Here is a 23,542-nt window from a genome sequence, read left to right on the forward strand (position 1 = left end):
CTTGTCAAAAAGTAAGCAAAAACCGCCTGCTCCTATCATCCGGCCCCTACGCTACGCTCCGGGGTTCCCTCGCTCCAGGCTTGCTCCCGGGAGGACCGCGCTGCAGGCCCCATCCTGGGGCCCAGCGCTTGACAGGCATCCATGCCTGTCACCTCCCTCCGCAAGCCCTGCGCTCGGCCTCCTGAAGTCGCGATCTGCGGCGCCTGGACGACCGCGCGCTTAGAAGCAAGAGCAAGAGCAAGAGCAAGAGCAAGAGCAAGAGCAAGAGCAGCGGCAGCGGCAGCGGCAGCGGCAGCGGCAGCGGCAGCGGCAGCGGCAGCGGCAAGGATTAAAAGCCACTTTGGCTACTTGATCAATGCCTCCGACTCTAGCTGCGGCAAACGCCGCCCGTCCGGCAACATGATCTCAACTGTCGTCTCGGTAACCCGCCGCTCAGGCTGCACCGCCTGTTGCTGCGCGTTGCGCGCTTCAACCCTGCGCTCGATCATGCTGGGATACCGAGACGCCAACATCATAAGCGCAGCAACAAACAGGAACACCAAAAGTATCGCACCTGCATCACCCTGAGCGCGACGCTTCTTCATCCTTGAACCACCGTGCAAATCCCTGCAAAACGCCCCCATCAACGATCCTTGAATTGCGCCTCACGCTTGGCGATGAACGCGGCCATGCCTTCTTTCTGATCTTCGGTAGAGAACGCCGCATGAAACACCCGCCGCTCGAATCGCACACCTTCGCTGAGGGTGACTTCGAACGCGCGGTTAACGCTCTCCTTGACCATCATGCTTACCGGAATGGACTTGGCAGCGATGGTGGTGGCCACTTTCAGCGCCTCCTGCAACAGCTCGTCCTGCGGCACGACACGCGCCACCAGCCCTGAGCGCTCCGCTTCCTCAGCACCCATCAGGCGACCGGTCAGGCACAACTCCATGGCTTTGGCCTTGCCCACCGCACGGGTCAAGCGCTGCGTGCCTCCCATGCCCGGCAACACCCCAAGGTTGATTTCAGGCTGACCGAACTTGGCATTATCGCCAGCCAAAATGAAGTCGCACATCATCGCCAGCTCACAACCACCGCCCAGCGCAAACCCCGACACGGCGGCAATGATCGGCTTGCGCCGGTTGGCGATGCGGTCGGCATCGCTGAACAGGTCGTCCACGTAGATTTGCGGGTACTTGAGCTCAGCCATTTCCTTGATGTCAGCGCCAGCGGCAAACGCCTTCGCCGAACCTGTGAGCACCACGCAGCCAATGCCAGGGTCGCGCTCGAGCTGATCCAAGGCCTGGTTCAGTTCGCTGACAATCTGCGCGTTCAAGGCGTTGAGCGCCTGCGGGCGATTGAGCGTGATCAGGCCAACCTTGCCATGAATGTCCAACAGGATGGTTTCAAATGCCATGTGGTCTGCTCCTTCAAAGATTGCGCGCAATGACCATGCGCTGAATATCGCTGGTGCCTTCGTAAATCTGGCAAACCCGCACATCGCGATAGATGCGCTCCAGCGGGAAGTCGCTCAGATAGCCATAACCGCCCAGGGTCTGCAAGGCGTTTGAGCACACCTTCTCTGCCATTTCCGAAGCAAAGAGCTTGGCCATGGACGCTTCCACCAGCGCAGGTTGCCCCGCATCGCGCAAGGCGGCAGCGTGCAACACCATCTGCCGGGCGACGGCGACCTGGGTTGCCATGTCCGCCAAGCGAAAAGCCACAGCCTGATGCTCGATCAGCGGCTTGCCAAAACTCTGCCGCTCCTTGGCATAGTCACGGGCCACTTCGAAGGCGGCGCGCGCCATGCCTACCGACTGGGCCGCGATGCCGATGCGCCCGCCCTCAAGGTTGGCCAAGGCAATCTTGTAGCCCTCACCTTCCTCACCCAGTCGGTTGGCCACAGGCACGCGCACGTTGTCGAACACGATCTGACAGGTATCGGAAGCATGCTGGCCGAGCTTGTCCTCGACACGGGCCACCTGATAACCCGGTGCGTCGGTCGGCACGATGAACGCGCTGATGCCGCGCTTGCCGGCCTGCGGATCCGTCACGGCGAACACGATCACCACCCCGGCATTCTGGCCGGAGGTGATGAACTGCTTGCTGCCATTGAGCACGTAGTGCTCGCCCTCACGGCGCGCGCGGGTTTTCAGGCTGCTGGCATCGGAGCCTGCCTGTGGCTCGGTCAGGGCGAATGCCCCGAGCATGGCGCCGGTTGCCAGGGGCGTTAGAAACGCACGCTTTTGCTGTTCAGAGCCAAAACGCAGAATAGGCACACACCCGACCGAGTTGTGCACGCTCATGATGGTCGAGCAGGCACCATCGCCGGCCGCGATCTCCTCCAGAGCCATAGCATAGGCCACATAACCGGTGTCGCTTCCGCCCCACTGTTCAGGCACCAGCATGCCGAACAGGCCGAGCGCTGCCATTTCCTCGATGGCTTCGCGAGGAAACCGATGCTCCTTGTCCCACTGTTCGGCAAAAGGGCGCAGCCGCTCCTGGGCAAAGCTGCGCACGGCATCGGCGATCTGTTGTTGTTCTTCGTTGACCAGCATGGTTTACCTCACTCCAGGCATTCGACAGCCATGGCCGTGGCTTCACCACCGCCAATGCAGATGGCCGCCACCCCACGACGCAGGTTGTTCTGGCGCAGGGCGTGCAGCAGCGTGACCAGGATGCGCGCCCCTGAAGCGCCGATCGGGTGGCCCAGTGCGCAGGCGCCGCCATGGATGTTGACCTTGCCGTGGGGCAGGTCCAGATGCTTCATGGCTGCCAGGGTCACCACGGCGAACGCTTCATTGATTTCAAACAGGTCGACATCGGCAAGCGCCCAACCCGTGCGTTTGATCAGCTTGTCGATTGCCCCGATAGGCGCGGTCGGGAACAGGGCCGGTGCATCGGCGAAGGCCGCATGGCCGTGGATAACGGCCATCGGTTTCAAACCTCGCTTGTGCGCCTCGGAGCGACGCATCAGCACGAGTGCCGCCGCGCCATCTGAAATGGAGCTGGCGTTGGCAGCCGTTACCGTACCGCCGTCTCGAAACGCCGGGCGCAATTGCGCGATCTTGTCCAGGCGCGCCTTGGGCGGCTGCTCGTCGTCCTTGACCAGACGGCGTTGCTTGCTTTCAGTCACCTCCACCGGGACGATTTCATCCGTAAAGCGACCATTGAGAATGGCCTGCTGGGCACGGGTAAGCGATGCGATGGCAAAATCGTCCTGGTCTTTACGGCTGAAACCATTGGCCTGGGCACAGTTTTCGGCAAACGTGCCCATCAAGCGACCCTTGTCATAGGCGTCCTCAAGACCATCCATGAACATGTGATCGATCACCTTGCCATGGCCCATGCGGTAACCGCCGCGCGCCTTGTCCAGCAGGTAAGGGGCGTTGCTCATGCTCTCCATGCCACCGGCGACCACCACGTCGGCGCTGCCTGCCGCCAGCAGGTCATGGGCAAGAATGGCAGCCTGCATGCCGGACCCACACATCTTGTTAAGCGTCGTACAGGTGGTGTGCTTGCCCAGGCCGGCGCCCAGTGCAGCCTGACGCGCCGGCGCCTGCCCAAGACCTGCCGGCAACACGCAGCCGAACAGCACCTGATCGACGCTGTGCACCTGCACACCAGCGCGCTCAATCGCGGCGCCAATGGCCGCACTGCCCAACTGCACGGCAGACAGGCTGCTAAGCTCGCCTTGCAACCCCCCCATCGGGGTGCGTACTGCGCTGACGATGACGATGGGATCTTCTCGGGTGTTCATGGGGGTTATCCTCACTTGGCTGCCATGCGCAAGGCACCGTCCAGACGGATGACCTCACCATTGAGCATGCTGTTCTCGATGATGTGGCGCGCCAGCGCCGCGTATTCCTCTGGACGCCCAAGGCGCGGAGGAAAAGGCACGCCCGCTGCGAGCGAGTCACGAACCTCGGGCGTCATCCCGGCCATCATCGGGGTTTCGAAAATGCCCGGCGCAATGGTCATCACACGAATACCGTAGCGCGCCAGCTCGCGCGCGGCGGGCAACGTCAGGCTGGCAACGGCCCCTTTGGACGCTGCATAGGCACATTGCCCGATCTGGCCGTCGTAGGCCGCGACGGAGGCCGTGTTGATGATCACGCCCCGTTCGCCTCCGTCGTCCGCCTCTGCGTCGGCCATCGCCTCGGCACATAACCTCAGCAAGTTGAAGCTGCCCACCAGGTTGATATTGATGACACGGGCAAAACTGGCCAGGCCGTGCGGGCCTTGTTTTCCCAATACCCTTTCAGCGCCCACGATGCCTGCGCAGTTCACCAGACCGTGCAGGCTACCGAACGCTGCAAGTGCTGCCGATACGGCCGCCTTTGCAGCTGCTTCGTCACTGATGTCGGCCACGCTGAAATGCGCGCGCTCGCCCAGCTCGCGGGCTTTGGCTTGCACGGCGTCGCCGTTGAGGTCCACAAGCATGACCGACGCGCCTGCCTCGATCAGCATGTGCGCGGTGGCGGCGCCTAGACCGGAGGCAGCGCCGCTGACGATGAAGTGTTTGTTGGCTATTTGCATGGTCGGTTTCCTTTCAAGCGCTGGCCGTGGTGGCGAGCTGCGCGTGTTGTCGAGCTATTTCCTGATTGCGCAGGATGAAGCGTTGCAGCTTGCCGCTGGGGGTCTTCGGCAACTCGCTGACGAACTCGACTTCTCTGGGGTAGGCATGGGCGTATAGGCGCTGGCGAACATGCTGGCGCAGCTGCTCTTCAAGCTCGGCGCTGGCGCCGTAACCCTTGGCCAGTACCACGAATGCCTTGATCACCTCGGTGCGCTCAGGATCAGGCTTGCCGATCACTGCAGCCTCAATAACGGCTGGGTGCTCGATCAATGCGCTCTCCACATCGAAAGGCCCAACCCGATACCCGGACGTGGTAATCACATCATCGCTGCGCCCGACGAAGCTGATGCTGCCGTCGGGGTTCAGTTCGACGGTATCGCCGCTCAGGTAGTACTTGCCGACAAAGGCCTTGGTCGGCAACCCGTGGTAACCGGCGAACCAGCATAAGGGCGATTGTTCGCGATCCACCGCCAGGATACCCGGCTGACCGGCGGGTAGTTCGCGTCCCTGCTCATCGAGCACCACAATCCGATGCCCCGGTATGGCAAAACCTGCAGATCCTACGTGCACCGGGTGGGCCAGGCCGTGATGGTTACACAGCACCATGCCCAGCTCCGTCTGCCCGTAGTGATCATGAATGGTTACCCCGGCATGCTCGGCGAACCAGCGGATCACTTCCGGGTTCAAGGGCTCCCCTGCACTGCTCACCACGCGCAGGCGTCCTTTGACTGGGGTACTGAACTGCTCACCGGCTGCAATGAGCATGCGAAAGGCCGTTGGCGAGCCGGCCAGGTTGTTGATGCCCAACTGGGTAATGACCTGCGTGCAGCTGTCGACACTGAAGGGGCCATTGTAGAAGGTGGTCGCGTGGCCCAATGAAAGCGGCCCGGTGACTGCGTAATACAAGCCATACGCCCAGCCCGGATCAGCCAGGTTCCAGAACCTGTCCTCGGGGCGCAGATCGATGGCATCACGCATGTAGCCTTGGAACGCTACGATGGCCCGTAGCGGTACTTCAAGGGGTTTTGCAGGCCCGGTGGTTCCAGATGTGAACATCAACAGGAAGGGATCGTCACCTGTGAGCATGACCGGCTCGCAATCAGGCGAGGCGCTTTCAAGACACCGCTGGAAGTCCGGTTCGCCATCGCGGGTATCGACCGTGATCGTGAGCGGGCAAGCTTTGACATCATCGAGCTTTATCCGATTACTGCGGTCAGTGACCACAACACGGGCCTGCGACTGGTGCAGTCGGTGCTCGATCGCAGCAGGCCCGAAGGCGGTGAACAACGGCTGATAAACGGCACCCAGGCGCCAGGTGGCGAGAATGGTGATCAGCAGTTGCGGGGTGCGAGGCAACAGCCCCGCTACGCGGTCGCCCACACTGACACCATGGGCACGCAGGACGCTGGCAAAGCGGGTGGCCAGCACTTGCAACCTATCGAAAGTCAGCTGCTCGTAGTTGCCTTCACTGTCCAGCCAGTGCAGGGCCACCTTGTCGACGCCCGTGTGGCGATCACAACACTCGACACAGGCGTTAAGGGCCTGCAGCTCGCCCTGCAAGGCCGCCTGCGCGGCACCAAGGTAATGGAACGAGCGAGCGGCCTCGGCGTAGTCACGCATCGTCAGACTCCTGCTTTTTTATTGTTGGAGTGCACGGTTAAGTCCGGACGATGTTCGCGCCGCTCAGGCGTAACCACAATGGCCAAACCATTCATTGTGGATGATCGGTTTGGCCACAACGGCGGTTAGCCCAATCCGCGTTCGCGCCCTAACAGCAATTGCCGGGTCAATTCAAATACTAGCGACTGGTCCTGAGCGGCCTGCTCGGTGTCCAGGCTGTCGAGCTGAAGCTGATAATCAACGGCATCCAGCGTTGATTGCCGCAAAGCCAATGCCGATCGACGTGCGGCGAACTGGGCCTGCAGTGCTTCAAACACCTCGGTATGCCGCTCGTGGATGTAACTGGCCCAAAACACACGTTGGGACAGGCTCATCGATAGCGCGTCAGGGGTCATCGCTGCCATCACCTCACGGTAGGCGTTCTCAAGCTGAATGCTGGTCAGCTCGGCAGCATCGGCGTAGAGCATGCTATGGGGCTGACACGGCAGGTTCAGGCGAGCCCGCAACCTCACACGGTAGGCCAGGCTGACGGCAGCTTGGTCCACCCTTTCCCGCGCGGCCAGGCGCTGCAATACATCGCGCCTGGCGACCTGCTCAAGCCGGTCCAGGCGAAACAGTTGCTGCCCGATACCCAATAGCTCATTGCCGCGCTCCGGCGCGACGTTGTGCTCAGCCCCATCGACGAGTGCTCTGAGTTGAAGCTCACTGAACCGATCAGCAACGCTGTTCATACAGGTCAATGGCAGACGAGCCAGGCTTTGAATTCGCTGCCTCAGTTGCTCGTTGCCATCAATGGCTTGGAGTAAAGCCCACACCCGCTCCGCCAACTGAAACGATGCAGTGTCGTAGTCACCGGTATCTTCAAGAAGCCCCAACAGCCGTACCAGGCCAGCGCTGTCCGAATCAGTCATCAGGCGCGCCCAGAGGGCCTGACGGCTTACACGCAATTGCGGATCGCCTGCATCGAGCCAAAGATCACAGGTCACCTGCGGGTCGATTACACGCCGCGGCTCGGGAAGATGAAAATGCTCGGCGATTGAATCAAGGGCAAAGAGCCGCTGCATCTCGACGCTGCTTAACCGGTTTCGCTCCACCATGAAGCTCATTCGGCGGGCGTGTGGCAACTGTAGAATTTCCGCAGGCACAATGTGCAGGAGGTTGTCACGCAGGTCGACGCGTTCTAAGGTGCTGCACAATTCCAACCCGTGAGGCCACCCACCCAACCTGCAGTGACGCAAGTTGAGTTCCACCAGGCGCGTCAACTGGTTATAGCGCATCCCAAATGCCCCCAGCGGGTTGTAGCTCAGATCCAGGTGAGTCAACTGCGGCAGGCGGGTCAGCGCGTTCAAGGCGTGATCGTCCAGCCGAATGCTGTTGCGTGCAAGGCGCAGGGTTCGCAACTCGACCAGGTAGGCAATTTCCGTAGGCACGCCCAGCAGACCGTTGCTGCTCAGGTTCAACTCTCTCAAACGGGTGAAGCATGAAAGGAATCCAGCGGGCATGTGCGTAATCGGCACGTCACTGATGACCAATGATCTTGTGAGTTCGAACTCGATATGGGCAGGCAGCTCGGGCAAGCTGCCCACATTCAGATTGACAAGGCTCAGCCGCTGACCGGCCGCCTCATCGCCCAGAGGTTCGCTCGTCTGTCGCCAGGCCCGGCGGATCTGGTCGGCGACCTGCCGACGGACCCGCTGACGAGCCGGATTGGACTCGAAGCCTGTCCAGCGGTTCAGGTGTCGCTCAAGATCAGCATGGTCCTCTTCCAGTTCCAGCAAGGCGTCATAGGCAGCCTGAGGGCCTTCGAGCAAACGCGCCAGGCGGTTGTCGATCGCACCATCGGCCAGACCAGGGTACAGATTGCGTAAGCGGTTCCTTAGCAGGCTGTCGGGGCTACGACGTCGAGCCGGACGACCGCTGAGTGGGTAGCCTACGCGACCGTCGGGCATACGCCGGCCTGGGTTGAACCAACGATCCTGTCGAGGCCAGCCAAGTAGTTGCTCGACCTCGGCATGCGTTTCAGGCATCTGTGCCACCAGGCGATCACGCAAGGTCGCGGCAGCGTGATCGCCATCCAGATTAAGCGCAGTGCGCTGGGCAGGCTCCAGCAATGCGAGCAGTGTCTGGTAGAAGTCGTGCGACTCGTCTATCAAAGCACCATAGCCTGCACTTGCCTCTTCGATGGCCCGGAAACGCCCCTCCTTGTGAACGATTTTGATCAGATTTGCATCCGGCGACTGATCACCTATCGTCGCAATCCGGTGCGCACCCGGGCCGTCTGTCCAGAGCTCTATGTGCAAGGCCGGCCATGCGTCCAATCGCTGCAGCAGGGCCAATGCGAGTTCGCCCGCTTCATCGCAGTAAGCGTTGGGCAGGTATACACCGCATATGGCCCGGGTCAACCTGGCAACACGCAGCAACGAAGCACCCTGGCGTAGGCACCGCAATGGCAGTTTTCCCGTGCTCAGGGCAAGATCACGCTCGGTTCGCCCAATGTCAGCGGCCAGACTTTGGACATAACGCTCGGGCAGACCCGGCATGTCGGATCTGATGACTGAGGACAATGGATCATCGCCCTTCGGTATCTGGCAGAGGTGCTTGAACATGAGCCCGCGTAAGCGACCTGCATCCTCAAGAAGGCGCTCATGCAACTGCGACCCTCCACCAGCAACGGTTTGCTCCAGGCACCACTGCATCAACGCTTCTTCGTTTCGTGGGCTTGCACCAGCTTGCAGGGTTGTAAAAAACCTGCTGACACGCGCATCGGCTTCGAAACGCTCCAGGCTGTCACGCAGACTGGCTGGAATGTCCCGCGCCTCTACCAGTAAACCCCGTAGCGCGGCAACATCGATTCCGGCGGCCTGTAACACTTTGCTCGCCTGCTGGTGAGTGAGCGGTCTTGCCTGAGGCCAAAGCTGTTCGAGCATGAGATCGGGCTGATCCGCTTCCAGTGGTCGACCATCGTTCAACCGCCAGCTTCGCTCGCCAAAGTGTTCGAGAACAGGCCCGAAGCCTTCCGGACGCTGAGCATGACGCAAGCGCCATGGCCCACTAGGATCAGGGCGATGCGCCTGGAAATAGCGTTTGCCACTACGGAAGAACGCTCGCCCCCAGTCCCTGTACAAACCGTCGCTCCCAAGTTGTGGGTCCTCCGGCAAGCTGGCGTAGACCTTGAGGTCGTTGGCCCATAGCCGCGACTTCCCATCGAACCCGCGCACCGGTTCCAGTCCTTCTACAAAATCAGTGGCTGCATATCCCCTGGCCAGTATGTTGGCTCCGGCGCCGACAACGGCAGTCACTGCTATCGTCTCGGCCACACCAAGCATGTGCTCCAGAGCTTCGTGCTGATGACCGTGATACCAGTCAGCTGCGCCCTCGAAGACTTCCGAAAGCGTTTGCACTACCAATTGTCCAAGCAGCATTGCGCCCATCACAGGTATGAAAAGTCCAGCCAGATTGACCAGATTCCAACCCAACGAGCGCCACTGGTTGCGTCGCACTTCAGAAGCGTGTCGGTCCACCTGCGCGGTTGGCACCAACAACAGACGCGCGTCGTCCTTGATTCGCTGAACCTGCTGGTCGACCAGCCTTGAGAAAATATCCTCCGTTCCTGTGACGCCTTCAAGCGACAGGTCAGGCACGGGGTCGCTCAAGCGCTTGTTCAATGTATCGAGAAAGGAAGCGCGCCCCTCCACAGAGACCAACTGACTGAAGTAAGCCCGGTAATTCTCTTTCTGCAGAGCGGTCGCGAGCACGGCGTTCATTTCCTGGATGGACGTGAAATGGCGCAATGCCTGGCCAGGATCGCTGGGCCTGTAGAGTATGCTCCCTCGATCCGTACCGTGCTCATCGCGCAACTGGACGAGCACGACATCGCACAGGGTATGCCCCAGCATGCTCAGCAAGCCTGGGTAGGCACGCAGCTCGCCGTGATCGACCTCATCGCTCGCCAAGCCCGCCAACGCAATCTGTTGCCCGGCCGTCAGATCGCCGCGCAGTGCTGCCACTTCGGTAGCTAACTCAAGCGCCGCTCGCTTGTCTGCAATCAGTGCGTTGCAGGTGTCGTCGGTGAACACCTGCGACAAGAGCTTCTGATAGCGCCCGCCAGCATTCAGGTCCCGGCATGCCTGCACCAGGGCATCGATGTCTGCGGTGAGCAAGCTGTCTTCACCTGTATTCACCAGACCAGTGCCCAGGTAGAAGCTAGCCTGCTCGTGAAAATTCTGCATCAGGCGCAAAACGGCAGGCTCTCTCAACTCGATTACCTCATCGATCGGGAGGCCGGTGCCTTGCGGGACTTTGAAATTGCGCCGTATCTCCCGCCACTGCAGCGCATCCAGGGCCGGGCTGCCCGGCAGATCTGCAACCAGCCTCTGCATATGCAACTCAGCGAAGCTTTGCAGTGGAATCAACCGCCGCGTAAAGGCGCGCACGCGTTCCTGGCTGGCCTGGTGCGCTTTGAAGCGGTCACGCAGCCGGTTGAGCTGAGCGGGAGAAGCGCGCTTGAGCCACTCAGGCAGGCGCGCGGCTATGAAGTCATGGGTAGCGCTTGCGACCTTGGCAGAGAACGCATTGAAGCCGGAAGCAGTCGTGAGGGAAGCTGACATCGTGTAGGTCCTGTCGATGCTGATTCAACCTGGACTGTGTGATGGGCGCTCAGCGAGTGGCAGACGGAAACCCGACCTAATCGACCTTCCCTGCACCCAGGACCAACGTTCGGTAGTGACCCGGATTGCAGCCAAACCACTTGCGGAAGGCCTTGTAGAACGAACTGCTGTCGGCAAAGCCCAAACGCGCTGCGATTTCCAGCATTCCAACCTGCTCCTGCGCCAACCAGCTGATAGCCAATTGGCGCCGCACGCTGTCCTTGAGGGCCTGATAGCTATGCCCCTCCTCTGCCAACCTGCGCCGCAGCGTGGAAGCCGACAGGCATAACCGGCGGGCGAGCCCATTCGCATCGGGCCACGACGCTGGGTCTTGCTCACTCAGCTCGCGTCGAATGCGTCGAGCGAGGCTGTCGGGATCTCGATACTTGACCAGGATGTTGGCAGGCGCCTGGGCCAGGAAACGGTGCAGCTCGTCATCGCTGCGCCGGATGGGCTGATCGAAGCAATCGGCGGCCAGGATCATACGGGTGCGCGGTCGAGAGAACTGTAGGTTTTCCGAAAACATGACACGGTAGTCATCGCAGAAGGCAGGTTCGGTACAGCGCAATTCGATGGCCAGAATCGGAATGCGACGCCCTGCCAACCAACACGCCACACCATGGACGATCATCCAGAATGTGAAGTAGGTGAAGGCTCGTCGAGGCTCATCAGTGGGCTCGACGATGACGATCTCGGCCAGGCTTTGCTGGCGAATCAAGTGAGGCTGTAGATAATCCAGGGTCAACGACAGGAAAGCCAGTGCGGTTTCGATGCCTGCCCCGACCGTTGGTTGCCCCCTGCTGGCACGGCAGAGAAATGCCAGGCTGCCGCTGCGTAGCCCGCGCGGGTCCATGGCAAAGAACTCATCGTTGCAGCGCCGCGCCAGCAGGCGCCAGAGGCGCGCGTAAGCAGTTGCCGGCACACGCGCACCTGGCAGCGAAAGCAGGTGCGGCTCGATGCCTGCCTTGCGTAGCACCAGAGGCGCGTGGCCTGCTTGAGGACAAGCCTGCAACAACGCCTCGCGTACCAATTCGATGGAGATAGTGTCCTTGTCGCTCATTGGCGGCCCAGTTTGCTCGAATGCAGCCATCTTAGGACCACTGGACAAAAACGCTAGCCTTCATGGCTATTGCTCTTGCGGTTGCCCACCCTCCCGCGCCAAGGATTGACGCGTCAGTTCAAGCGCCTTGGCTTTGACTGCCTCATCACTGGCCTTGGCAATCGATCTGGCCTGGGCATCGTAGTCGGCATCCGTGAGGCTTTCACGCCCTTCGTAGAGCGCTTCCATTTGTTGCACGAACGGCTCGCGCACCTGTTCAAACATGGCTTGATGTTGCCGTTGCAGATATTCGAACCAGAAGCCGCGCTCACTGATGTCAACGGCCAGTTCATCGCTGGCCTCGGCCTCGCGAACTGCGGCTTCGGCCTCTGCCAGGTGTTGCTCCGTCACACCTGCAATGGTCCTGAACTGCATGGTGATTGGCTGGCCTGGCAGCTCAAGTGTGCTCGCCAGCCCCACTCTGTATGCCAGGCTGACTTCGACCTGATCGACCTCCGAGCCACTGGCCCCGCGGCTGCTCATGTCCCGCCGCGCATAGGCCTCCACCCGGTCCAGACGAAAGAACCTTCGCGCCAAGTTCAATAATTGGCCTTCTGCTTGATCGCCAGCTCCGGCCTCAAGCGAGGCGCTGAGCAATCTGGTCTCCAGCCAGCCGAAACTGGATATGACATTGTCCACGCACGTTCGAGGTTCACTGGCCAGGGTGAACATAAGCTCCCGAAGGGCTGTATTGCTTTCAATCCTGTCCATCAGGGCCCACAGCCTAGCCTCAAGGTCATCTCTGGCCAGGCGAAAATCACTGGTGTCGGTCAGTTCGCCGACGAGCCTGAAGAAGTCTTCGCTACCCGACTCGTTCAGTAAACGGTTCCACTGAGCGGTACGAGAGGCGCGTTGCGTCGGGTCCAGACGCTCGAGCCACTGGTTGAAGTGGTAGGCGTCGCCGTCTGGGCTGCTATCGCTTGCAGAAGTGCGGCTGGCGTCGATCCACAGATCGCGGTAGAGCGCAGGGAGCGGATTGCCGACCAGTGCCAATCGGTTACGCCAGCGAGTGCGCTGGGCTCTCAAGCTCAGCGGCAACTCAGCGATATGGTTGTCACGCAGATCCACATACTCCAGCGAAACCGCTTGATCGAGGTGAGTCGGAACTTGGGTCAAGCCTGTTCTGCGCAGACCAAGTTGGCGTAGCCGGGGTAGTCGGTTCATCTCGATCGGGATGGCGCCGATGGTGTTATCGCTCAAGTCAAGAACGCTCAACCTCGGGATGCCGGCCAGCAACCGGAAACCAGCATCGCCGATGCTCAAACTGTTTCGTGAAAGGGTCAGTTCGGTCAACTCACGCAACTGAGACAGCCCCTGAGGAAGTTGAGTCAGCGCGTTGTTGTCCAGATTCAAGGTCAAGATGCCTCGAAACGGTGCGAGAAACTCTCCGGGAAGATCGGTAAGGCGCATGTTGACCAGAGAGAGCTCGCTGACGTGGCTGAAACCTTGCGCCGCGCTCAAGTCGGGCAGCTCGCCAACACCGATCCCCGATAGCGACAGCGCCATGCCTTGATCCCCATTGGCATGACGTCTGCCCGCGTACCCCTGAAAGCGCCAGCAGCGCCGTAGCTCGTCCGCGACCGTTCGCCGCAGCGCTACATCTGCTGCAGCTGCAGGTTGTGCTGTCCATTGCTCCAACGTCAGATCCAGGCGCGAATAATCGTTCTCGAGCTCAAGCAGAACCGTGAAAGGCGAACCAGGCTGCTCTTGGAGCACTTGCAGGAACCGCTCCAGATTCTGCGCGCTGAACCCAGGAAAAAGGCTACGGACGCGGTCCTGGAGCGTGCGTTCAGCCAAGTGATTCGCGCTGGCGCGACCACTCAACAGGTAACCGAAACGCCGGTCAGCCAGGCGCGCTGGAGCTCGGAAAGTGGGTTGGTGCACCTGCATGCCCATCAGTTCCTGCACAGCCTCCCTGCGTGCCGGTAGTCTCGACTGCAAGCTTGCCCGCATCTGTTGTACGCCATTGGGCCCTGACCAGCCAAACCGCTCAAGCTCGGCTTCAGGTAAAAGCTGCCAGAGCCTTTCCAATAGCCCGCCAGGCCCTGAAAGGCTGTCTGAAGACAATTGGCCATGCTCGTAGAGCGACACCTGTCCTTGCTTCCAAACTAGCATCTTCACCTGTGCAGAATCGTTGACCGGGTACAGCTCAGCCATCACCCGCCCGGTGGGGGAAGACTCACGAATCTGAACATTGCAAGCCAACGGCCATGCGGGCTCCGTTCGCAGCAGCCCGAAGACCAGCGACGGCATATCAGGGTGATAAGCATTGTTTAGATACAGGCTCTGCAATGCACGACAGGCGCGAGCCTCCTGCAATGCCAGGCGTGCCTTTTCGGCAAGTGCCAGATCAATACGACCGCGCTCGAGTAGTCGTTGGCGCTGGTCAGCAGAAGCATTGGCTATCACATCTTCGGCATAGCGCGCAGGCAAGCCAGGAAAAACACGTCTGATTGCCGCGGCTTCAGGAGAGAGGACAAGTTCGTCCGTCAGGTGGCTCATCAGCCCCTGGCGCAGGGTGGGTGCATGCGCGAGCATCGATGCGGTTAATGACGAAGGTTCACGCTGAGGCTCGGTCAACGCACCGACGCACCACTGCAATAGACGTGGGTCACCGCTACCGTGATCGTCCGTGAATGTGGCAAAGAAGCTGTCGATTCGCGCGTCGGCCTCGAAACGCTCCAGCGTGTCGCGCAAGCTAACAGGCAGCGCCCGTTGTTCACCCACCAGCCGACGTAACGACGTCTGATCCACATCAGCCACGTTGAGTATCTGCGTCAGGCGTGCCGAGTCCAGCTCGGCAGGTACGGGCCATAGATGCCCCAACAAGGCTCGCTCGCCCTCCCACATTTGCGGCCGCTGCCATTTCAGACGCCAGCCCTGCTCGCCGTTCCAGCTTAGCGCCGGCGCGAACCCTGGCTTACCGTCGTTGCGCACCAAGCGCCAGGAGTGGGACTCGGTTTTGCGGCTGACTTCGTAATAGTTGCCCTCGTGAAGCCACCAGTGAGTGTCGCCGTGCCTAAACAGCCCATCCCGACCACGCATGGCTTGGCGAGGCACTCCTACCGCCCGGTAGGGCTTGAGGTCTTCAGCCCATAATCGAGAAGCGCCATCCTCCTGTTCGACCGGCATCATCTCATCAACAAAAGCACTGCGCTTGAAGCCGCGTGCCACGGCCTCACCACCCGTTGCCATCAGCGCAGTGACGGCTACCGTTTCAGCCACGCCCAGCACATGCTCCAGCGCTTCATGCTGATGGCCCCGTGACCAGTCGTGTACCGCGGCCATGACTTCACTCAGCACCTCGGTCACCGTAGCGGCCAGCATCAGCGCCCCCAATTGAGGTACGAACAATGCTGCCATTTGAGTCAGGTTCAGCCCGACTTGCTCGAGCGTGCGCAGCCGCTCAAGCCTTTGCAGCCGATCCACGTCTGCAACCGGCACCAGAAGAAAACGGGCGTCTGCCTTGATACGGGCCACTTGCAACTCGGCCATCTCCGGAAAAAGCAAGGCACGGGCGACCTTGCCTGTCACTTCAAAATCGGGCACGGCGTCGCTCAGACGTTTTTTCAGTGCTGCCTGAAACGCTATCCGAGCGTCGGCCGCGACCTGGCCCAGCAGGCAAGATGCGTGCTCAGGTTGCCTGAACAAGCTCGCCAAGTGGGCGTTGAGACTTGTCAAGTTCGCGAACTGTCGCAAAGGTTGGTGAGGGAGATAGAGCAAGACCCCTCCAGCAGGATCCGCCGAGCCGCCCGACGAGTCATTCGAGCGCTCGAAGATCAGGCCTCCGACCATGGCGTGCCCAAGCACATGAAGATGCTTGGGTACGACCGTGGGATGCCGCGGATCGGGTACTGGCACCTCTCCCAGGGTGTATTCGAAGCTGGTGACATCCGACTCAGGGACCTCCCCCCGTATCACTGCAAGCTCCATAGCAAGCGCAACCCTTTTGCGCACACTCTGAGCAAGGAGCGTTACGGCGGCATCGTCGAAGAAGGTCTGCAGGTAGGCTTGGTAGCGCTTGCCTGCATCCACCGAACGGCAAACCCCCGCCAATTTCGCGCTGTCTACCAGGAGCGGCGCATTGGGTGACATCCCATGTGCCCCCGAGATGATGCCGCTGCGCGCATCGAAGCTCGATCCGGCCGGAAAATTCTGCATCAGATGGGTGATGGCCGGATGAAACGTGTAATGGTCACGAAGCCCTTCACCACCAAGCATGCTGTAGTAGTCGAGGCGCTCACGCCAGAGGGTATGGGCTAGCTCGACAGATACTCCGAGCTTCTGCTTTATCGCTGTGGTCAGCGTCTGGCGCGCGAACGAATCTGGGGAAAGCAGGCGCTTGAACATGGCTTCCAGCCGCTGCTCGACCCAGCGATTTTCCTCTACGCGCTTGCGTAGACTCTGTATCTGCTCTAAAGAGGCTGCGTGCAGCCAGGAAGGAAGCTGTTTGTCAATAAAACTATCGGTATGGTTTGAGGGCGTAACGAGGCTGACCATCATCGGCTCCAGGTAGGTGACTACACCGCACCTTTGCCGAGTTTTCGAGATTAAAGCAGTTGGAAGTCAGCCAGTGGGAATCCTGCCTTGCGCCCGCCTTGACCCAGCTTTTCAGGGGTGACCGCCAGGGCCAATCCCTTCTTTGCGACGGCCGAGCCCCTGGCGAGTCATTGCGGAAGTTGAACCCGAGGCTTGCTCGAGGCAAAAATCGCCCAACTGGAAATGAACAGTGCTGCGATCAGCGGGCCAATAACGAAACCGTTAAGACCGAATACCGACAGGCCGCCCAAGGTGGAGACCAGGATCAGGTAATCTGGCATACGGGTATCCTTGCCGACCAGAATAGGCCTAAGCACGTTGTCGACAAGGCCGATCACCAGCACGCCAAATGCGGTCAGGATCACACCTTGCAAGATCGCCCCGGTCATCAGGAAGTAGATCGCCACCGGCCCCCAGACGATGCCTGCACCAACGGCGGGCAGCAGCGAAAGGAACGCCATCATCACCGCCCAGACCAGCGCGCTGGGGATCCCCAGTATCCAGAAAATCAAGCCGCCCAGCGCTCCTTGAGTGATGGCCACTAGCACGTTGCCCTTGACCGTGGCGCGCACTACACGCTTGAACTTCAACTGCAGGCGGCGCTTCTGGTGTTCGGGCAGCGGCACGGCCATGCGCACCTTGCGCACCACCTCGGCACCTTCGCGCAGGAAGAAGAACAGCAGGTACATCATGATGCCGAAGCCCACCACGAAATCGAATGTGCCCTGGCCAAAGCTGAAGGCCTGGGTAGCCAGGACCTGGCTACCTTGGGAGGCCCAGGTGGTGATCTTGTCACGCAGGGCTTCCAGGTTGCCCATGCCCAGGTTGTCCAGCGCGTTCTGGGCAAACGTTGGCAGCATGTCCTTGCCCCGCTCAACATACCCTGCGATGTCCAGCTGGCCGCTCTGGATGCGTTGATACAGCGTTGCCCCCTCCTGCACCAGCAGGCCGCTGATGATGATCACCGGCAATACCGCCACCAGTAAGCAGATCAGCGTGGTCACGGCAGCGGCCACGTTGCGGCGGCGCCCGAAACGCATGAGCAGGTTGCGTTGCAACGGCGCGAACAGGATGCCCAGGATTACCGCCCAGAAGATGGCGCCGTAGTAAGGCAGCAAGATCCAGACGAAGGCAACGGTCACCAGTGCCAGGAGCACCGCCAGCGCCTTGTTCTGCAAAGCAGTTTCGTTCATTTCCGGTCCTCGGATGGGTTCTGGGGTATTAGTGCGTGGCGCTGGGGTAAAAGTGCCACCTGCCCCTTGATTCAGATCAATAAGGCCGAACCGCAAGCGGCTTAGCATCCGCGCCCTTTACCCGGTGTATTCATGAATTCTGTTGCCAAGCCCGAATTGCTGGCGCCTGCCGGCACGCTCCACACCATGCGCTATGCCTTCGCCTACGGTGCTGACGCGGTCTATGCCGGTCAGCCCCGCTACAGCCTGCGGGTGCGCAACAATGCCTTCGACCATGCCAATCTGGCGTTGGGCATCCAGGAGGCTCATGCGCTGGGCAAGCGCTTCTATGTGGTGGTCAACATCGCGCCTCACAATGCCAAGCTCAAGACCTTCCTCAAGGACCTGGCGCCTGTGATCGCCATGGCACCGGACGCGTTGATCATGTCCGACCCGGGCCTGATCATGCTGGTACGCCAGCACTACCCGCAGATGCCGGTGCACCTCTCGGTGCAGGCCAACACGGTGAACTGGGCCAGCGTGCAGTTCTGGCAGCAGCAAGGCATCAGCCGCGTGATCCTGTCGCGGGAGCTGTCACTTGAAGAGATCGAGGAAATTGGTCAGCAAGTACCTGGCATGGAGCTGGAAGTCTTCGTGCATGGGGCGCTGTGCATGGCCTATTCAGGCCGCTGCCTACTGTCGGGCTACCTGAACAAGCGTGATGCCAATCAGGGCACCTGTACCAACGCCTGCCGCTGGAAGTATGACGTCACGCCGGCGACCGAGAGCGTCACCGGCGATATCGTGCACCACGTGCAGCCGACGCTGGGCCAGGGTGCGCCCACCGACCAGGTGTTCCTGTTGCAGGAAAGCGAGCGTCCCGGTACCGAAATGCCCGCGTTCGAAGACGAGCACGGCACCTACATCATGAACGCCAAGGACCTGCGGGCCATCCAGCACGTCGAGCGACTGGCGCGCATGGGCGTGCACTCGCTCAAGATCGAGGGCCGCACCAAATCGCATTTCTACTGCGCACGGGCCGTGCAGTCCTACCGCAAGGCCATCGACGATGCGGCCAATGGGCAGCCTTTCGACCGCACCTTGATGGACAACCTCGAGTCCCTGGCGCAACGGGGCTACACCGAAGGTTTTTTGCGCCGTCATGTGCACGATGAGTACCAGAATTACCAGCGCGGCAGCTCGGTGTCCGAGCGCCAGCAGTTCGTGGGTGAACTGACTGGGCTGCGGGTAAATGGTTGGGCCGAGGTCAAGGTCAAGAACCGCTTCGCCCTGGGCGACCATCTGGAGCTGATGACACCTCGCGGCAACTACCACTTCGACCTGAATCAGCTGCACAACCGGCAACAGCAGCCCATCGAAGTCGCACCCGGGGATGGCCATGTGGTGTATCTGCCAGTCCCTGAACAGGTGTCGTTGGCGTTCGGGCTACTGATGCGCGACCTGCGCAATGACCAAGCCACTGGCTGACGAAACTGTAATGCGCCGGTCAGCAGGTTGAAAGCCAGAGGGGGCGACCCTGCCGCCTTGCACGTTTGGACCAGGCCGTGCGCTATGCTGGCCGCAGGTCACACGTTTATAAGGAACTTGTCCATGCTGCGTTCAAATTGCCTGGCCCTTGGCCTGTTGACCTTCACCGCCCTTGCACAGGCCACCGACACCATCGACGTCTACCGCGACCCCCACTGTGGTTGTTGCAAAGCCTGGATCAGTCACCTCCAAGAGAACGGCTTTACCGTGAACGACCATGTCGAACCAGACATGAGCGCCGTCAAGCAACGCCTGCAAGTCCCGCCGCGCCATGCGTCGTGTCATACCGGGGTCATCGCTGGCAAGTTCGTCGAAGGCCATGTCCCCGCTACCCACGTGCGTGAACTGGTTAGCCGCAGTGATCTCAAGGGCATGGCCGTTCCAGGCATGCCAGCCGGTTCACCGGGCATGGAAATGGGTGAGCGCAGGGATGCCTATCGGGTGATCGGTATCGACTCGGAGGGGAAAGATACAGTAGTCGCCGATTACTGACGTGGCGCCGGTTTCACGGTTGGTAACACCTTGGGCCTCTATGGCCACTGTCCTGCTGCTACAGTCGAGTCTTCCTACTTGATCTGACATGGAGTGCCTCATGCTGCGTGCATCCGCCCTGGCCATGGTGTGCCTGGCCAGCGGCCCGGCCATTGCCGGCCAATCGCCTACCTACGGCGCACAGCTCGAAGGGTTTGACTACCCGCATACGCTCAAGCACTTCGACTTCGAATCACAGCGCCAATCGCTGCAAATGGGTTACATGGACGTCCCGGCGTCGGGCAATGCCAACGGCCGCACGGTCGTGCTCATGCACGGCAAGAATTTTTGCGCAGCCACCTGGGAAACCAGCATCGATGCCTTGAGCAAGGCAGGCTACCGCGTTATCGCCCCAGACCAGATCGGTTTCTGCACATCCAGTAAACCTGCGCACTACCAGTACAGCTTCCAGCAACTGGCCAGCAACACCCATGCACTGCTCGAGCACCTGGGGGTGAAGCAGAGCATCGTGCTGGGGCATTCGACCGGGGGGATGCTAGCCACCCGCTACGCCTTGATGTACCCGCAGCAGGTCACGCGCCTGGCCATGGTCAACCCCATCGGCCTGGAGGACTGGAAGGCCCTGGGGGTGCCCTACCGCACCGTTGACCAGTGGTATGCCCGCGAACTCAAGCTCGATGCGGCCGGGGTGCGTGACTATGAGCGCAAAACCTACTATGCCGGCCGCTGGAAACCTGAATATGAGCGCTGGGTGCAGATGCTGGTGGGCCTGAACCAGGGCCCAGGGCACGAGCGGGTGGCGTGGAACTCTGCCTTGATTTACGACATGATCTTCACCCAACCGGTTTATCACGAGTTCAAGGACCTGCAGATGCCAACCCTTTTGTTGATCGGTGACAAGGACACCACGGCAATCGGCAGTGACATCGCACCACCGCAAGTCAAGGCCAGGCTGGGCAACTACGCCTTGCTCGGCCCGCAGGTGGCCAAGCTCATTCCCAAAGGCGAACTGATCACTTTCGAAGGCATGGGCCACGCGCCGCAGATCGAAGAACCCAAGCGTTTCAATCGCACACTGATCCAGTGGCTGGATCGCTAATCGTGCGTGGCTGCATCAGGCGAAGCGCTGCAGCTGCATTTCACGCAGCCGGCTGAGGGTGCGCTGGTAGGGGAAGGCGAGATACCCCTGCGTGTACAGCGCCTCGAGCGGCACCTGCGCCTCCAGGTACAGCGCCACACGGCGGTCGTAGCACTCATCGACCAAGGCGATGAAGCGGCGCACGGCATCGTCCTTGGGCGAGAGTGCCGGCAAGTCGCGGTCGCCCGCTAGCACGCGGGAGGCGCCGTCCTCTGTGCCACGGGCGATACGCCCGGCCTGTTGCTGACCACTCAGCGCCGGTATGTCCGCGACCAGGATCGCCGCGAAACGGTCGCACAGCGCCATGAATTCCTGGGTAGCCATCGGCTGTTCGCACAACGCGTCGAAACGGCACCAGATGGCCTTCGCACTTCGGCGCACCACCTGCACCTGCCGACTGCCCAGCATGAGGGGCTGGTCGGTGCCTGGGTCGTCCGGGCTCAGTCGCTCGAAGACCGCGGCAAGGTGACTGCCCCGGTCGTCGGTGACCCAGTAGCGCTGGCACGGCAGGCCCGGGTGTTGCCGATGGTCTTGCTCGCCCGCTACCGGCAGCACACGCATGTGCCGCTCGATGGCAGCGATGGCGGGCAGGAAGCGTTCGCGGTTGAAGCCATCGCGGTACAGTTGCCCTGGCGGCTGGTTGGACGTGGCAACCACCACCACGCCCAGGTTGAACAGTACCTGGAACAAACGGCCGAGAATGATTGCGTCGGCAATGTCACTGACGAACAACTCATCGAAGCACAGCACGCGGATTTCGCTTCCTAGCTCCTGCGCCAGCGCCATAAGGGGATCCGCCGTGCCATTGAGCTGAAACAACCGACGGTGCACCCAAGCCATGAAGTGGTGAAAATGCTGGCGGCGACTCGGCACGGTCAGGCACCGGTGAAACTGATCCATCAACCAGGTCTTGCCCCGCCCCACTGGCCCCCACAGGTAGAGGCCCTGGCTGGATCGTCCACGTTCGACAGCCTCGAAGCAGGCCTGCAGCGCCTCGATGGCGAGGCGCTGTGCGGGGTCAACGACAAAGCCCTCGGTTTCCAGGGCTTGCTGGTAGCGTTGCAAGGGTTCGATGGTCATGGCGCATTGTACCTGTCGCCTCCTTGCCGACGACAGCGCGGCTTCAGTCAGGCCGCGCCAGGCCCACCTTCAGCAGCTCGCCATCCTTGGCATCGGTCAACACGTACAGGTAACCGTCCGGCCCTACCCGAACATCACGAATGCGCGCTTTCAAGTCGCCCAGCAGGCGCTCCTCGTGCACCACCTTGTCGCCCTTGAGCTGCAAGCGGATCAGCTCCTGCGTGGCCAATGCGCCGATGAACACGTTGTGATCCCATGCGGTGAATACGGGGCTGTCATAGAACGCCATGCCGCTGACACCGGGCGACTTCTCCCACACGTGGTGCGGATCGACCATGCCATCTACATGTTTCCCCTTGGCCTCTGGTATGGGCAGCATCGAATAGTTGATGCCGTGGGTTGCGATGGGCCAACCGTAGTTCTTGCCCGGCTTCGGGATGTTGATTTCGTCACCGCCACGGGGGCCGTGTTCGTTGGTCCACAACGCGCCCGTCCAAGGATTCAACGCAGCGCCCTGCTGGTTACGGTGGCCAAACGACCAGATTTCGGGGCGCACGTTCTTCTGGCCATAAAATGGGTTGTCCTTGGGAACCTCGCCATCTGGCAGGATGCGCACGACCTTGCCCTGCAGCTTATCCAGGTCCTGAGCCGTCGGGCGCTGATTGTTCTCACCCAGGGCGATGAACAGATACCCGTTGCGGTCGAACACCAGGCGCGACCCAAAATGATTGCCCTCCGACAACTTGGGTTGCTGGCGGAAGATAACGGTGAAGTTTTCCAGGCGGGCACGATCGGTCGACAGCTGGCCACGGCCCACAGCGGTCCCGGCCTTGCCGTCGCTGCCCTCCTCGGCATAGGACAGGTACACCGTACGGTCCTTGTCGAACTCGGGCGACAAGGCCACATCCAGCAGGCCGCCCTGGCCCTCGGCCCAGACTTTGGGCACGCCACTGATGGGCGGGCCGACCTTGCCCTCGGCATTGATCACGCGCAGGTTGCCGATGCGTTCGGTGACCAGCATGTCCTGGCCGCCAGGCAGGAACGCCAGCGCCCACGGCGTACGCAGACCGTTGGCCACGGTATCTACGGTAAGGGTGCCTTCTTCACTTTTGAACGTCTGCTGGGCAGCGGCATGGGTTAACAGAGGCGCTAGTGCAGCAGCGGCCAGGGTAACCAGCCAGGTTGCTCGGGACATGCGAAGTTCCTTTGACAGATACGGGATGCTGGAGTCAGGGCGCGCGCGGGTTGTCCCGCGGGGGCCGCGTAGGTTCCAGATTGGGCGTTCGCTGCTGACGGCGCAGGTTCTCACCGTTGCCGATGCCGCGGTTCTCTACCGTCGGGGTGCGCGGCACGGGCTGGGTAGACGGGCCGCGCACAGGCGGCGTCGCCGGGACGCTGCCCTGACGGCTGTTGGGGTTGGCGCGTTGCACGGGGCTGTTGTAGGGGTTGTTGCCATTGGCGGCAATGTGCAGCCACGGCTGCGCGGTCGCATGGGTAGGTAACCAAACCGCCATACCTATTACCAACAACGGTAGTGTCAGTTTCATGCTTCACCTCCGTACGAAAACGCCTGGCCTGGTGGCTTTGATAGCCTATGGCCCAAAGGGTTCGAGTCAAAAGGCTTGGCGACGCCGCAGGTGATTCACGATG

General features: G+C 61.0%; 16 protein-coding genes. 3 read left to right on the forward strand and 13 right to left on the reverse strand.

All coding sequences use genetic code 11. The features are described 5' to 3' along the window. Positions 1-344: 344 nt before the first annotated feature. From ACF8E5_RS11785 to ACF8E5_RS11830, 10 genes are all read right to left on the reverse strand, one after another. Positions 345-584 carry a hypothetical protein gene (locus tag ACF8E5_RS11785; RefSeq protein WP_392475316.1) on the reverse strand — a complete coding sequence of 80 codons (240 nt, stop codon included), beginning with the start codon at positions 582-584 and terminating at the stop codon, positions 345-347. A 38-nt stretch (positions 585-622) separates the two neighbouring features. Beyond that, entirely contained in the window at positions 623-1,396 is a 774-nt protein-coding gene (locus tag ACF8E5_RS11790) for an enoyl-CoA hydratase (protein WP_392475317.1), read from the reverse strand. A gap of 13 nt (positions 1,397-1,409) precedes the next feature. Then, entirely contained in the window at positions 1,410-2,537 is a 1,128-nt protein-coding gene (locus ACF8E5_RS11795; RefSeq protein ID WP_197844284.1) for an acyl-CoA dehydrogenase family protein, read from the reverse strand. A gap of 8 nt (positions 2,538-2,545) precedes the next feature. Continuing rightward, positions 2,546-3,739, reverse strand: a complete 1,194-nt coding sequence (locus tag ACF8E5_RS11800; RefSeq protein ID WP_392475318.1) for an acetyl-CoA C-acyltransferase — start codon at positions 3,737-3,739, stop codon at positions 2,546-2,548. 11 nt (positions 3,740-3,750) lie between these two features. After that, positions 3,751-4,518, reverse strand: a complete 768-nt coding sequence (locus ACF8E5_RS11805; RefSeq protein ID WP_058639404.1) for an SDR family NAD(P)-dependent oxidoreductase — start codon at positions 4,516-4,518, stop codon at positions 3,751-3,753. 13 nt (positions 4,519-4,531) lie between these two features. Next, the gene (locus ACF8E5_RS11810; RefSeq protein ID WP_392475319.1) at positions 4,532-6,178 is read right to left on the reverse strand and encodes an AMP-binding protein; all 1,647 of its coding nucleotides are present in this window, start codon (positions 6,176-6,178) and stop codon (positions 4,532-4,534) included. 125 nt (positions 6,179-6,303) lie between these two features. Beyond that, positions 6,304-10,785: an NEL-type E3 ubiquitin ligase domain-containing protein gene (locus ACF8E5_RS11815; protein ID WP_392475321.1), complete on the reverse strand. Its 4,482-nt coding sequence runs from the start codon at positions 10,783-10,785 to the stop codon at positions 6,304-6,306. Between the two features lie 76 nt (positions 10,786-10,861). Further along, positions 10,862-11,884, reverse strand: coding sequence for an AraC family transcriptional regulator (locus ACF8E5_RS11820; RefSeq protein WP_058639409.1), 1,023 nt, complete (start codon positions 11,882-11,884; stop codon positions 10,862-10,864). 66 nt (positions 11,885-11,950) lie between these two features. Next, complete coding sequence (locus ACF8E5_RS11825; protein ID WP_392475322.1) at positions 11,951-16,426, reverse strand: NEL-type E3 ubiquitin ligase domain-containing protein; 4,476 nt, start codon at positions 16,424-16,426, stop codon at positions 11,951-11,953. Positions 16,427-16,590: 164 nt separating this feature from the next. Further along, positions 16,591-17,655 (reverse strand): AI-2E family transporter, encoded by a 1,065-nt coding sequence (locus tag ACF8E5_RS11830; protein WP_058639400.1) that lies wholly within the window; start codon positions 17,653-17,655, stop codon positions 16,591-16,593. Positions 17,656-17,787: 132 nt separating this feature from the next. Here ACF8E5_RS11830 and yegQ point away from each other — a divergent pair, with 132 nt between their 5' ends. From yegQ to ACF8E5_RS11845, 3 genes are all read left to right on the forward strand, one after another. Continuing rightward, positions 17,788-19,122: a tRNA 5-hydroxyuridine modification protein YegQ gene (gene yegQ, locus ACF8E5_RS11835; protein ID WP_392475323.1), complete on the forward strand. Its 1,335-nt coding sequence runs from the start codon at positions 17,788-17,790 to the stop codon at positions 19,120-19,122. 123 nt (positions 19,123-19,245) lie between these two features. After that, positions 19,246-19,674, forward strand: a complete 429-nt coding sequence (locus ACF8E5_RS11840; RefSeq protein WP_058639398.1) for a DUF411 domain-containing protein — start codon at positions 19,246-19,248, stop codon at positions 19,672-19,674. Positions 19,675-19,774: 100 nt separating this feature from the next. After that, positions 19,775-20,773 carry an alpha/beta fold hydrolase gene (locus tag ACF8E5_RS11845; protein WP_058605657.1) on the forward strand — a complete coding sequence of 333 codons (999 nt, stop codon included), beginning with the start codon at positions 19,775-19,777 and terminating at the stop codon, positions 20,771-20,773. 15 nt (positions 20,774-20,788) lie between these two features. Here ACF8E5_RS11845 and zapE read toward each other — a convergent pair whose 3' ends face one another. From zapE to ACF8E5_RS11860, 3 genes are read right to left on the reverse strand one after another with little or no spacing between them, the layout of a single operon-like run. Then, a complete protein-coding gene (gene zapE, locus ACF8E5_RS11850) occupies positions 20,789-21,892 on the reverse strand; it encodes a cell division protein ZapE (protein ID WP_058639397.1) in 1,104 nt (367 codons plus the stop codon). Between the two features lie 43 nt (positions 21,893-21,935). Next, complete coding sequence (locus tag ACF8E5_RS11855) at positions 21,936-23,087, reverse strand: PQQ-dependent sugar dehydrogenase (protein WP_197844277.1); 1,152 nt, start codon at positions 23,085-23,087, stop codon at positions 21,936-21,938. Between the two features lie 34 nt (positions 23,088-23,121). Then, positions 23,122-23,439 (reverse strand): hypothetical protein, encoded by a 318-nt coding sequence (locus tag ACF8E5_RS11860; RefSeq protein WP_058639395.1) that lies wholly within the window; start codon positions 23,437-23,439, stop codon positions 23,122-23,124. Positions 23,440-23,542: the final 103 nt, after the last annotated feature.

The organism is Pseudomonas sp. WSY_20, assembly GCF_043104335.1.
In the GTDB taxonomy this organism is placed as follows: Bacteria; Pseudomonadota; Gammaproteobacteria; order Pseudomonadales; family Pseudomonadaceae; genus Aquipseudomonas; species Aquipseudomonas parafulva_B.